Annotated in this window: 13 protein-coding genes; 11 read left to right on the top strand and 2 right to left on the bottom strand. The window is 73.4% G+C overall.

Translation table 11 applies throughout. The features are described 5' to 3' along the window. Positions 1-102: 102 nt before the first annotated feature. Positions 103-2,040: a DUF8189 domain-containing protein gene (locus tag ACZ7C5_RS13285; protein ID WP_470322613.1), complete on the top strand. Its 1,938-nt coding sequence runs from the start codon at positions 103-105 to the stop codon at positions 2,038-2,040. 31 nt (positions 2,041-2,071) lie between these two features. Here ACZ7C5_RS13285 and ACZ7C5_RS13280 read toward each other — a convergent pair whose 3' ends face one another. Continuing rightward, positions 2,072-2,542, bottom strand: a complete 471-nt coding sequence (locus ACZ7C5_RS13280; protein ID WP_470322612.1) for a hypothetical protein — start codon at positions 2,540-2,542, stop codon at positions 2,072-2,074. A gap of 76 nt (positions 2,543-2,618) precedes the next feature. Then, complete coding sequence (locus tag ACZ7C5_RS13275) at positions 2,619-3,050, bottom strand: GNAT family N-acetyltransferase (protein ID WP_401082248.1); 432 nt, start codon at positions 3,048-3,050, stop codon at positions 2,619-2,621. Between the two features lie 146 nt (positions 3,051-3,196). On the opposite strand from ACZ7C5_RS13275, the gene ACZ7C5_RS13270 reads away from it, so the two are divergent. The 10 genes from ACZ7C5_RS13270 to hypA all read left to right on the top strand — a co-directional run bounded on the left by ACZ7C5_RS13270 (position 3,197) and on the right by hypA (position 12,316). Continuing rightward, positions 3,197-4,885 carry an enoyl-CoA hydratase-related protein gene (locus ACZ7C5_RS13270; protein WP_470322611.1) on the top strand — a complete coding sequence of 563 codons (1,689 nt, stop codon included), beginning with the start codon at positions 3,197-3,199 and terminating at the stop codon, positions 4,883-4,885. A gap of 133 nt (positions 4,886-5,018) precedes the next feature. After that, positions 5,019-6,083 (top strand): NADH-quinone oxidoreductase subunit B family protein, encoded by a 1,065-nt coding sequence (locus ACZ7C5_RS13265; protein WP_401082242.1) that lies wholly within the window; start codon positions 5,019-5,021, stop codon positions 6,081-6,083. A 125-nt stretch (positions 6,084-6,208) separates the two neighbouring features. Beyond that, on the top strand, positions 6,209-7,996 hold the full coding sequence (locus tag ACZ7C5_RS13260) for a nickel-dependent hydrogenase large subunit (RefSeq protein WP_470322610.1): 1,788 nt from the start codon (positions 6,209-6,211) through the stop codon (positions 7,994-7,996). Beyond that, positions 7,993-8,460 (top strand): thioredoxin, encoded by a 468-nt coding sequence (locus ACZ7C5_RS13255; RefSeq protein ID WP_401082236.1) that lies wholly within the window; start codon positions 7,993-7,995, stop codon positions 8,458-8,460. The genes ACZ7C5_RS13260 and ACZ7C5_RS13255 overlap by 4 nt, the downstream gene beginning before the upstream one ends. Then, positions 8,457-9,104, top strand: coding sequence for a DUF5947 family protein (locus ACZ7C5_RS13250; RefSeq protein ID WP_470322609.1), 648 nt, complete (start codon positions 8,457-8,459; stop codon positions 9,102-9,104). The genes ACZ7C5_RS13255 and ACZ7C5_RS13250 overlap by 4 nt, the downstream gene beginning before the upstream one ends. Continuing rightward, a complete protein-coding gene (locus ACZ7C5_RS13245; protein ID WP_401082230.1) occupies positions 9,101-9,745 on the top strand; it encodes a DUF6084 family protein in 645 nt (214 codons plus the stop codon). The genes ACZ7C5_RS13250 and ACZ7C5_RS13245 overlap by 4 nt, the downstream gene beginning before the upstream one ends. After that, entirely contained in the window at positions 9,742-11,172 is a 1,431-nt protein-coding gene (locus ACZ7C5_RS13240) for a hypothetical protein (RefSeq protein WP_470322608.1), read from the top strand. Before ACZ7C5_RS13245 ends, ACZ7C5_RS13240 begins: the two co-directional genes overlap by 4 nt. Next, the gene (locus ACZ7C5_RS13235) at positions 11,169-11,678 is read left to right on the top strand and encodes a hydrogenase maturation protease (RefSeq protein ID WP_401082224.1); all 510 of its coding nucleotides are present in this window, start codon (positions 11,169-11,171) and stop codon (positions 11,676-11,678) included. The genes ACZ7C5_RS13240 and ACZ7C5_RS13235 overlap by 4 nt, the downstream gene beginning before the upstream one ends. Next, a complete protein-coding gene (locus tag ACZ7C5_RS13230; RefSeq protein WP_380354177.1) occupies positions 11,672-11,776 on the top strand; it encodes a DUF6893 family small protein in 105 nt (34 codons plus the stop codon). Before ACZ7C5_RS13235 ends, ACZ7C5_RS13230 begins: the two co-directional genes overlap by 7 nt. Before the next feature lie 159 nt (positions 11,777-11,935). Further along, positions 11,936-12,316 carry a hydrogenase maturation nickel metallochaperone HypA gene (gene hypA, locus ACZ7C5_RS13225; RefSeq protein WP_470322607.1) on the top strand — a complete coding sequence of 127 codons (381 nt, stop codon included), beginning with the start codon at positions 11,936-11,938 and terminating at the stop codon, positions 12,314-12,316. Positions 12,317-12,320 lie beyond the last annotated feature (4 nt).

Below are 12,320 nucleotides of genomic sequence, written 5' to 3'. Positions count from 1 at the left end.
AACGTGAATGCGCGCTGTGCGAAGTGCGGCACCGCGCGCCCGTCCGTGCGTTAACCTCCTTTTGGCATGGACACATGCCGACCTCACGACTGGGGGAATCGCATGGCAGTCGGACGACGGCAACTCCTCACCTCCGTCGCGCTCACCGCCCTCGCCGCGCCCGTCCTGGCCAGGGGTACCGAGACCCGCGCGGCCGCCGCCCCGGGCGCGGCTGGGGCCATCGGCTCCGGGCCGTTGTTCATGCAGGTCGTCGCGCACGAGGACGACGACATCCTGTTCATGAACCCGGACCTGTCCAGCGCGATCGCGGACGGCACGCCCTCCGTCACGGTGTTCGTCACCGCCGGGAACGGGAGCGGTGACCCGTGCGCCACGGTCTGCTGGGACACCGCCGGCGAGCCGCTGCGCACCTGGAACCGGCAGATGGGCGCCGTCAACGCCTACTCCCGGATGGCCGGGGTCGGTGACACCGACCCGGCGACCGACGAGGTCGGGCACTGGACGGTCGAGGCCTGGACGGTGGCGGGCAAGCAGGTCGAACGGTACGTCCTCAAGGGGCGGCCGGTGCACCTGGTCTTCCTCAACCTGCACGACGCCAAGCTCGGCGACGTCCTGGCCGGCGCCACCGACACCACGATCGTCCCGGTCGGCAGCCCGCTGTCCGGGCCGTCGACCTACACGGCCGCGGACGTCGTCGAGGTGCTGCTCCAGTTGATGGCGACGTACCGGCCGACCGTGCTCAGGGCCCAGGACGAACTCCCGGACAGCCGCTACTCGGGCGACCACAGGGACCACGTAGCCGCCGCGAAGTTCGCGGGCGAGGCGGGCCGGCTGTACGGCGGCTCCCTGATCCAGGTGAACTACCGGGACTACAACATCGGCGACTGCCCGGCCAACCTCGACCAGCCGACGACCGCCACCAAGGACGCGGTGTTCGCCGCGTACGCCAGCCACGACCACTCGTCGGGGAACTACCTGCCCTCCTGGTTCTCCCGGATGTACTACCGCTGGTCGCGGGGCACCTCCTGGGCCGGGGTGAACCAGGACGGCCGGCCGCAGGTCTTCGTCGTCCGGGCCGGGGCCCTCCACACGTCCTGGCGTCAGCCGGACGGCAGCTGGGGAGGCCCGCTGCGGCTGGCGGACCCGGGCGGGCGGCTGGCCCCCGGCATCACGCTCGGCACCAACGCCGACGGCCGGCTGGAGGTCTTCGCCCGGCGCCTGGCCGACCACCACATCGTCTCCCTGCCGCAGGGCACGCCCAACGGCTGGTGGTCGGACGCGTGGACCGACCACGGCAACCCCAACGCCGGGTCCGGCAACGAGTCCCAGGTCGGTGTGCCCGTGGTGGCGGCCTCCCAGGACGGGCGGCTGGAGATCTTCGTCAAGAACGGCGGCGGCGGCCTCAGCACCACCGGGCAGAGCGCCCCGAGCGGCGCGTGGGCGGGCACCTGGGCGGACCTGGGCGGCACCGACCTCCAGGACCCGGTCACCGCGATCCGCGACGGCGCCGGGGCGATCGAGGTCTTCGCGAGCACCCGCAACGGGATCCTGGGCTGGCGGCAGGGCGCTCCGAACGGTGCCTTCGGCGCCCCCGGCGCGATCCCGGGCGCCCGGCCGGCGAGCCCGCCCAAGGCCGCGCTCGACCAGGACGGCCGCATCGAACTCGCGTACCGCGAGGTGGGCACCGGCGCGATGCTGGTCAGCTACCAGGTCCGGCCCGGCGGTTCGTGGAGCCAGGCCCCGGCCGCCCTCGGCGGACACGGGGGAGTGGGCGAGCCGGCCGCGGCCACCCTCGCGGGACGGGTCGTCCTGTTCGAGCGCAATCGCGGCGGCGGCGTGAGCACCACCGCCCAGAACGCCCCGAACTCCGGCTACGGCCCCTGGCAGGACCTCGGCGGCACCGTCCTCGACCACCCGGCCGCGACCGTCGACGGCGCCGGCGTCCTCCACCTGTTCGCCATCGGCACGGACGGCCGCGTCCACTACCGCACGGGCACGACGCCCACCGCCTTCGGCAGCTGGCAGGCCCTCCCGCTCTGACCGCCCGCCCGGCCCCCGGCTACGGCTACGGCTACGGCTGTATCGGGGGCGCGGGCGGGGGCGGGGCGAGGAGCATCGGCCAGTCGCCGTCGGGGCCGAGGAGGTCGTCGAGCGGGGTGTCCGGTGCGGCGACGAGGACCATCGCGCCCTCGGAGAGCCGGTCGGCCACCTCCGGGGCGACGGCCGCCTCCGCGCGCAGGACGACGAGGGCCTCCGGGTCGGTGGCCGAGCGCAGCGGGAAGTCCGCCGGGTTGCTCTCCGTCCGATCCAGCACGGCCGGGTGGACGGCGATGCCGACCGTGAGCCGGCCGTCGGCGTACGCGTGCTCGGCCCAGCCGTCGGTCTGCACCAGGTAGAGGACCTCGTCGCCCTCGTAGCAGTTCCCGCCGAGCCGTTCCACGGCCTGTTCCCCGGGGGTGCCGTCGGGGTCGGCGACCAGGACGGCCACCGGGGCGTCCGGCTCGTCGGGGTCGAGGCCGGAACGGACGTACAGACGGGCCACGGCGGCACCTCCGGGTCGGACAGCGGGTCGGGCCCCAGTACACACGGCGCCACCGACAGTGCCGCCGGCGGGGCCGTCAGCCGCCGTCCATCAGGCGGTACATGCCGATCGAGCCGTGGGTGGCGGTGTCCGCGAAGCCGAACTTCTCGTAGAGGAATCGTGCCGGGCCGTCGGCGATCAGCGAGACGTACGCGGTGGCGGGCGCCCGGCGTTCCAGTTCCCCGGTGAGCGCGGCCATGATGCGCCGGCCGAGGCCGTGGCCCTGGTGGGCGGGGTGCACGCAGATGTCGGTGATCTGGAACGCGGTGCCGCCGTCGCCGATGATCCGGCCCATGCCGATCGGCTCGCCCGCGTGGTGGAGGACCACGCCGTACCAGGTGTTGGGCAGGGCGAGCGCGACCGCCTCGGGGGCCTTGTCGGAGAGGCCGGCGTCGGTGCGCAGGCGACGGAAGACCTCGACGGTGGGCACACCGGCGCGTAGTTCGTAAGGGTCAGTAATCGAGTTCATGGCTTACATTCTATCGGTGGGTGCGCCCGCGCCGTTCCGGCCGCTCGGGTGAACGCGCGGTGCGACATGCCGGGCGGGGCAGGGGGTCGCTCGGACGGAGGCGATGATCGCCGGGTTCCCGGAGCCCCACCCCATCGGAGGCGGACATGCGGATTCTTCTCCTCGCCAGCGCGTTCAACAGCCTCAGCCAGCGGCTGCACGCCGAACTGCGCGACCGGCGCCACACCGTCGACCTCCAACTGGCCGGTGACGACGTGGAGTTGCGTGATTCGGTGCGCCGCCTGCGGCCCGACCTGGTGCTCGCCCCGATGCTGCGCACGGCGATCCCGCGCGACATCTGGACGCGGCTGACCTGCCTGATCGTCCACCCGGGGCCGCCGGGCGACCGAGGCCCGTCCTCACTCGACCGGGCGATCCAGGAGGGCCGCACCGAATGGGGCGTCACGGTGCTCCAGGCCGAGGCGGAGATGGACGCCGGACCGGTCTGGGCCTGGGCGCCCTGCCTGCTGCCCGAGTACGGCAAGAGCGACCTGTACCGCAACGAGGTCGCCGACGCGGCGGTGGCGGCCGCACTGCTCGCCGTGGAGCGCTTCGCCTCCGGCACGTACCAGCCGCAGCGGCAGTCCGGCCCCGGCTGGAGCGCCACCGTGCGCACCCGGCCCGTCCTGCGCCAGGAGGAGCGCCGGATCGACTGGACGGCGGACCCCACCGAGGCGGTGCTGCGCCGGCTCCGCGCCGCGGACTCCAGGCCCGGGGTGCTCGACCGGCTGTGCGGCGGCGAGTGGTACCTGCACGGCGGGCACCGCGAGCCGGTGCTGCGCGGCGCCCCGGGCGAGCTGCTCGCCACCCGGACCGGCGCGGTGTGCCGGGCGACGGTGGACGGCGCGGTGTGGATCGCCGAACTGCGCCGCCGCACGCCCGGCGGCCCCGCGGGCGTCAAGCTCCCGGCGGCGACGGCGCTCGGCGGCCTGCTGCCGGCCCTGCCGGAGGTCCCGGCGCCGCTGATGCCGGAGGAGCGGGACGGCCCCGTCTGGTCGGACATCCGCTACCGCGAGGCCGGCCCGGTGGGCCTCCTGCGCTTCTCGTTCCCGGGCGGCGCGATGTCCACCGGCCACTGCCGGCGGCTGCTGGCCGCGTACCGCTTCGCCGCCGCCCGCCCGACCTCGGTGCTGGTGCTCGGCGGCGGCCGGGACTTCTTCTCCAACGGCATCCACCTCAACGTCATCGAGGCCGCGCCGGACCCGGCCACCGAGTCCTGGGACAACATCACCGCGATGGACGAGCTGGTCGACGCGGTGCTCACCACCACCGACCGGCTGGTGGTCGCCGCGATCGGGGGCAACGCGGCGGCCGGCGGGATGATGCTGGCGCTGGCCGCGGACGAGGTGTGGTGCCGCGGCGGCTCCGTCCTCAACCCGCACTACCGGCTGATGGGGCTGTACGGGTCGGAGTACTGGACGTACACCCTCCCGCGCCGGGTGGGCCCGGCGGCGGCCGAGCGGCTGACCCACCAGGCACTGCCGCTGTCCGCGGCCGCCGCCGAGCGGATCGGCCTGGTCGACCGGGTGCTCGGCTGCGGCCCCGAGGAGTTCGGGCCGGGCGCGGCCCACCTGGCCGGGCTGCTCGCCGCCTCGCCCACCACCCAGCAGCGGATCGCGGCGAAGAAGGCCGCGCGGGAGGCCGACGAGCGGGCCAAGCCGCTCGACGCCTACCGGGAGGAGGAGCTCGCGGTGATGCACCGGCAGTTCTTCACACCCGAATCGCCGTACCACGCGCTGCGATCCGCGTTCGTCCGCAAGCGCCCGGTAGCGACGGGGGCCGCGGCGCGCGTGTGACCCGAACGGACCCGCCCGGCTTGCCTCCTCCGGCGCCGGCCCGGGCCGCGCGGACCGGCGCGCGGCCCCGGCCGTTGCTATGACTGGCATTCGAGCCAATACGTCCGGCTCCCATCCCCGAGGAGGCATCCTCATGGGTGCTGCAACAGCTGCCACAGCGGAACAGACCGACACCGACGTGGTGCACATTCTCTGGATCAACGCCGGCCTCAGCTGCGACGGCGACTCCGTCTCGCTGACCGCCGCGATGCAGCCGAGCATCGAGGAGATCGTCACCGGCGCCCTGCCCGGCCTGCCCAAGGTCGCGGTGCACTGGCCGCTGATCGACTTCGAGTGCGGCCCGGTCCAGGGCGCGGACAACTTCGTCGAGTGGTTCTTCAGGGCCGAACGCGGCGAGATCGAGCCGTTCGTGCTGGTCGTCGAGGGGTCCATCCCCAACGAGAAGATCAAGGAGGAGGGCTACTGGTGCGGCTTCGGCGACGACCCCGCCACCGGCCAGCCCATCACCACCAGCGAGTGGCTGGACCGGCTCGCCCCCAAGGCGACCGCCGTGGTGGCCATCGGCACCTGCGCCACGTACGGCGGCATCCACGCGATGGCCGGCAACCCGACCGGCGCCATGGGCGTGCCGGACTACCTGGGCTGGGACTGGAAGTCCAAGGCCGGGCTGCCGATCGTCTGCGTGCCGGGCTGCCCGATCCAGCCCGACAACTTCGCCGAGACGCTCACCTACCTGCTCTACCAGCTGGCCGGCTCCGCGCCGATGATCCCGCTCGACGACAAGCTGCGGCCCGCCTGGCTGTTCGGCGCCACCGTCCACGAGGGCTGCGACCGCGGCGGCTACTACGAGCAGGGCCAGTTCGCCACCGACTACGGCACGCCCGAGTGCCTGGTGCGGCTCGGCTGCTGGGGCCCGGTCGTGAAGTGCAACGTCACCAAGCGCGGCTGGACCAACGGCATCGGCGGCTGCCCGAACGTGGGCGGCATCTGCATCGCCTGCACCATGCCGGGCTTCCCGGACAAGTTCATGCCCTTCATGGACCCGCCGCCCGGCTCCCGGGTCTCCTCCAACGCCAGCAGCGCGTACGGCTCGCTGATCCGCCGGCTGCGCGCGATCACGCTGAAGACCCTGGACAAGGAACCCAAGTGGCGCCACACCGGCCGCCACCTGACCACGGGCTACCGTCCGCCCTGGTGACGCCCCGGGGCCGCGCGCCGTCGGGCGCGCGGCCCGCCGCCGACCCAGGCCCGCTCGCCGACCCCGCTCGCACAGACCCCCGCTCGCACAGACCCCCGCTCGCAGACAAGGACACGACAGACACGATGGCAACACCGACCACCAGGGCGGCCGGCGACGGCAGCGGCCTGACCGAGATGTCGTGGGACCCGATCACCCGGATCGTGGGCAGTCTGGGCATCCACACGAAGATCGACTTCAAGCAGAAGCGGGTCGCGGAGTGCTACAGCACCTCCTCGGTCTTCCGCGGCTACAGCGTCTTCATGCGCGGCAAGGACCCGCGCGACGCCCACTTCATCACCAGCCGGATCTGCGGGATCTGCGGCGACAACCACGCCACCTGTTCCGTCTACACCCAGAACATGGCGTACGGGGTGAAGCCTCCGCACCTCGGCGAGTGGATCATCAACCTCGGCGAGGCCGCCGAGTACATGTTCGACCACAACATCTTCCAGGAGAACCTGGTCGGGGTCGACTACTGCGAACGGATGGTCCGCGAGACCAACCCCGGCGTCCTGGAACAGGCCGAGCGCACCGAGGCCCCGCACGCCGCCGACCACGGGTACCGGACGATCGCCGACATCATGCGCTCGCTCAACCCGATCGAGGGCGAGTTCTACCGCGAGGCACTCCAGGTCAGCCGGTACACCCGGGAGATGTTCTGCCTGATGGAGGGCCGCCACGTGCACCCCTCCACGCTCTACCCGGGCGGCGTCGGCACGGTCGCCACGGTGCAGCTGTTCACCGACTACCTGACCCGGCTGATGCGCTACGTCGAGTTCATGAAGAAGGTCGTACCACTGCACGACGACCTCTTCGACTTCTTCTACGAGGCCCTGCCCGGCTACGAGGAGGTCGGCCGGCGCCGGGTCCTGCTCGGCTGCTGGGGCAGCCTCAACGACCCCGACCACTGCGACTTCACGTACCGCAACATGACCGACTGGGGCCGGCGGATGTTCGTCACCCCCGGCGTCGTGGTGGACGGCAAGCTCGTCACCAACGACCTGACGCAGATCAACCTCGGCATCCGCATCCTGCTCGGCAGCTCCTACTACGAGGACTGGCAGGGCAAGGACCTGTTCGTCACCCACGACCCGCTCGGCAACCCCGTCGACCCCCGGCACCCGTGGAACCAGCACACCATCCCCGCCCCGCAGAAACGCGACTTCGACGGCAAGTACAGCTGGGTGATGTCCCCGCGCTGGTTCGACGGCAAGGACCACCTCGCCCTCGACACCGGCGGCGGCCCGATCGCCCGCCTGTGGTCCACCGCCCTGTCCGGGCTGGTCGACATCGGCTACGTCAAGGCCACCGGCCACAGCGTGCGGATCAACCTGCCCCGCTCGATGACCAAGCCCGAGGCCACCTTCGAGTGGAAGATCCCGCAGTGGAGCAACGCCATCGAGCGCAACCGCGCCCGCACCTACTTCCAGGCCTACGCGGCCGCCTGCGCCCTGCACTTCGCCGAGAAGGCCCTCGACGAGGTCCGCGCCGGGCGCAGCCAGACCTGGGAGCGCTTCGAGGTGCCGGACGAGTCGATCGGCTGCGGCTTCACCGAGGCCGTGCGCGGCGTGCTCTCGCACCACATGGTGATCCGCGACGGCAAGATCGCCAACTACCACCCGTACCCGCCCACCCCGTGGAACGCCAGCGTCCGCGACAGCTACGGCACCCCGGGACCGTACGAGGACGCCGTGCAGAACACCCCGATCTTCGAGGAGAACCCCCCGGAGACCTTCAAGGGCATCGACATCATGCGCGCGGTACGCAGCTTCGACCCCTGTCTGCCCTGCGGCGTGCACATGTACGTCGGCGGCGGGCGCACCGTGCAGACCATGCACGTGCCCACCGGCCTGAGCGGACTCACCGCATGACGGCCGAGCAGACCGGCCTGCGGATCCAGCAGGCCCTGGACGCCCTCACCGACACCGGAGCCGAGCAGGCGGGCGAGCAACTGGTCCGCGAACTCATGGAGTTCTACGGCCAGGGCCTGGCCAGGCTGGTCCCGGCGCTGCCCCCGCCCGCCCTGGACCGGATGCTGGACGACCCGGCCGTCGCCGGACTGCTGCTCCTGCACGACCTGCACCCCGAGGACCTCACCGCCAGGATCGACCGGGCCCTCGCCAACCTGCCCGAGCGGGTCGAGGTGACCGGTTTCGACCCGGCCACCGGCACCCTGCGACTGCGCCGCACGGCCACCGGCTGCGGCTGCGGCGAACAGGACGTGGAGGCCGCCCTCGCCTGCCACGCACCCGAGGTGACGGCCGTCGAGCTGGAACGCGCCCCGCAGCTGCTCCAGATCGGCACCCGCCCGCAGCCGGCCGCGGAGGTGCGATGAACACCCGCCGGATCTCCCGCGACGGCACCGCCCTGCTGCAACGGCTGCGCGAACCGGCCCCGCCGCGCCCCGAGCAGTGCGCCTTCTGCGGCCACGACCTCCCGGCCGGCCACCGCCACCTGGTGGACGTCGAGGAACGCGCCCTGGCCTGCGCCTGCACCGCCTGCGGCCTGCTGTTCCGGCAGCCGGGCGCGGCCGGCGGCCGCTACCGCGCCGTGCCGGACCGCTACCTCACCGACCCCGCAGGGGAGTTGGACCAGCGGGCCTGGTCGGCACTGGGCATCCCGGTCGGCACCGCCTTCCTGTTCCGCAACACCGTGCTGGACCAGCTGCTCGCCTTCTACCCGGGCCCGGCCGGCGCCACCGAGAGCGAGCTGGACGAGGACACCTGGCAGCGCGCCCTCGGCGGCAGCCGGCTGGCCGCCGCCCTGGAACCGGACGTCGAGGCGCTGCTGCTGCGCCGCACCGGGGAGCACGTCACCTGCCTCCTGGTGCCGATCGACGTCTGCTACGAACTGGTCGGCCGGCTGCGCCGGTGCTGGCACGGCTTCGACGGCGGCGCCGAGGCACGGGCCGAACTCGACGAGTTCTTCGCCAAGTTGGCCGCCCTGGCCCGCCCGCTGCCCGCGGCGGTGACGGCGTGACGGCGCTCGGCTTCGCCTGCACCGGCGTGCGTTCCGACCCGTACGCGGCCGGGCCGGCCCTGGTCTTCCGGCTGCGCATCACGGCGCCGGCCGACACCCGGGTGCACGCCCTCGCCCTCCAGTGCCAGCTGCGGATCGAACCCGGCCGCCGGCCGTACGGCGACACCGAGGGCGAACGGCTCACCGACCTGTTCGGCGGGCGGGAGCGGTGGGCGACCACGCTCAACCCGATCCAGTTCGCCACCGTGCCGCTGCTGGTGCCCGGCTTCACCGGCGACACCGAGATCGACCTCACGGTGCCGTGCACCTACGACCAGGAGGTGGCCTCGGCCCGCTACTTCCGGGCACTGGACGGCGGCGAGGCGCCCCTGCTGCTGCTCTTCTCCGGCACCGCCTTCGCCGGCCCCGGCGGCTTCCAGGTCAGCCCGGTGCCCTGGGACCGGGAAACCAGGGTGCGGATGCCGGTGCGCGTCTGGCGGGAGGCGATCGACCGGCACTTCCCCGGCTGCGGCTGGCTGCGGCTGCCGGACGACGTGATGGACGAGCTGCTGGCCTACCGCTCCCGGCGGGCCCTGCCCTCCTGGGAGGCGACCGTGCGCGAGCTGCTCACGACGGCGGCCATCGAGGGGACGGCCCGGTGAGCGGCTACCCCGAGCGGATCGAGCAGGGCTTCGCCGCCGCCCGGCAGATCGCCGACGCGGTGCTGCTGGAGGGCTACGTGCTCTACCCGTACCGCGCCTCGGCGGCCAAGAACCGGCTGCGCTGGCAGTTCGGCGTCCTGGTGCCGCCCGAGTACACCGCCCAGGGCGGCGAGCACTCCCACCAGCGCACCGAGTGCCTGATGGAGGCGCGCGAGGGCGACGTGCTGGCGGTCGAACTGCGTTTCCTGCGGGTCCAGCGGCGCACCGTGGAGAAGGCCACCGCCGTCGGCTTCGAGTCCGTGGAGCGGCTGGAGCTGGCCGACCGGGACCTCGTCGAGTGGGACGAGGGCGTCGAGGAGCGGATCGAACTCGTCGTACCCGTCGAGGAGTTGGCGGGCGAAGGGGTGCAACTGCCGTTCCGGCTGCCGGGCATAGGGGAGACCGGGCTGGTGCACGAACACGGCGCCGTCGTCGGCCGGCTGGTGCGGCGGCGCGAACAGGTCGACGGCCTGGTCTGGCTGCGGGCCGAGGAACTGCCGGGCCCGTACCGGGCGCAGCGGCTCACCGTGGAGGTGGAGAACACCTCCGCCTGGATGCCGCTCCGGCGGGCCACCCGCGACCAGGCGCTGCCGCGGTCGCTGGTCTCCGCCCACCTGCTGCTCGGACTGGAGCACGGACGCTTCCTGTCCGTCACCGACCCGCCCGAGTGGGCCCGCCCCGCCGTCGAACGCTGCCGCAACGAGCGCACCTGGCCGGTGCTGGTCGGCCCGGACGGCGAGCGCCGGGTCGTGCTCTCCTCGCCGATCATCCTGGAGGACCACCCGCGGATCGCCCCCGAGAGCCTCGGCACCCTGTACGACGCCACCGAGATCGACGAGATCCTGGCGCTGCGCACGGCTGCCCTGACCGAGGAGGAGAAGCGGGAGGCCAGGGGCACCGACGAGAGGGCGGGCGCGGTCATCGACCTGGCCGAGTCCATGCCGCCAGAGGTGCTGGAGCGGCTGCACGGCGCCATCCGCGGACTGCGCGAGGTCACCGGTGCCGCCGGCGCGGACCAGCCCTGGTGGGACCCGGCCGACGACCCCGCAGTCGACCCGGAGCGGGACCGGGTGCTGGTCGACGGCCGCGAGGTCGGCGCCGGCAGCCGGGTGCTGCTGCGGCCGGGCCGCCGGCGCACCGACGCCCAGGACCTCTTCCTGGACGGGCGCACCGGCGTGGTGGAGGCGGTGCTGCACGACCTCGACGGCTCGGTGCACCTGGCCGTCACGGTGGAGGACGACCCGGGCGCCGACCTGTGGCGGGCGCAGGGGCGCTTCCGCTACTTCCAGCCCGACGAGGTCACGCCGCTCGACGGGGGCGCTCCCGGGGCTGCTCGCGGTGCCGGTGCCGGGTCCGGTGCCGGGGTCGTTCCGCTGGAGGGGCCGTGACGCGTCGGACGGTGTTGGTCGCCGGGGTGGGCAACGTCTTCCTCGGCGACGACGGCTTCGGGGTCGAGACCGTACGGCGGCTGTCCGCCCACCCGCTGCCGGCGGGCGTGGAGGTGGTCGACGTCGGCGTGCGCGGGGTGGACCTCGCCTACCGCCTGCTCGACGGCCACCACACCGCCGTCCTGGTGGACGCCACCTGCCGCGGCGGTGCGCCCGGCACGGTCTACCTGATCGAGCCGGCCGCCGAACGGCCGTCGGAGGTGCCGGTCCTGGACGGGCACCGGATGGGGCCGGACGCGGTGCTGGCGCTGCTCGCCACGCTCGCCGCCGGCACCGGCGGCGAGCCGCCCGCACGGGTACTGGTGGTCGGCTGCGAGCCGGCCTCGCTGGAGGAAGGGATCGGGCTGAGCGAGCCCGTCGCCGCCGCCGTGGAGGAGGCGGTCCGAGTGGTCCTGCGGGTCGTGGACGAGGCCGCGCAGCCGGAGAAGGAGACGACACCATGCTGAGGAAACTGTTCTGCGTCGCCCTGCTGGCCGGGATCGGCGCACTGGTCTGGCAGAGCCTGCCGGACATCAAGCGGTACCTGCACATCTCCCGGATGTGAGCCGCGGACTGCTGCGAACGGCGCAGCCCCGTACCCGGTGGCGGCGCGGCTTCGGGCCGATGCCGCCACCGGGCCCTGTAATGGGGGCCGCTGCCCCTCGCCCTTCCCCCTCTTGCCCTGCTCTCCGCGACCCGCGCGCCTCGCACCGATTGGGGATCCATGCACGAGATGTCGATCGCCGAAGCCGTCGTCGCGCAGGTGGACGCGGCCGCGCGCGAGCACGGCGCCCCGGGAGTGGCACGGGTACGGCTGAGGGTGGGCGAGTTGGCCGGTGTGGTGCCCGAGGCCCTCGACTTCTGCTTCGAACTGGCCTGCACCGGAACCCTGGTGGCGGGCGCGGGGCTGGACACCGAGTCCGTCGCGGCCCGGGCCCGCTGCACCCCCTGCGCGGTCGAGTGGGCGGTCGGCATGCCGCCGGACCTCGGCTGCCCGAGCTGCTCGGGAGGCGGCGGCGTCGAGCTGCTGTCCGGGCGCGAGTTGCAGATCCTCGACGTCGAGTGGTCGCAGAGAGCCGGCGTCCCGGCCGAACAGAAAGGCTGATACC

It is taken from the genome of Kitasatospora sp. NPDC036993 (assembly GCF_055607525.1).
The sequence above is the reverse complement of the archived record's forward strand: the minus strand, read 5'-3'. Positions and strand labels throughout refer to the sequence as shown.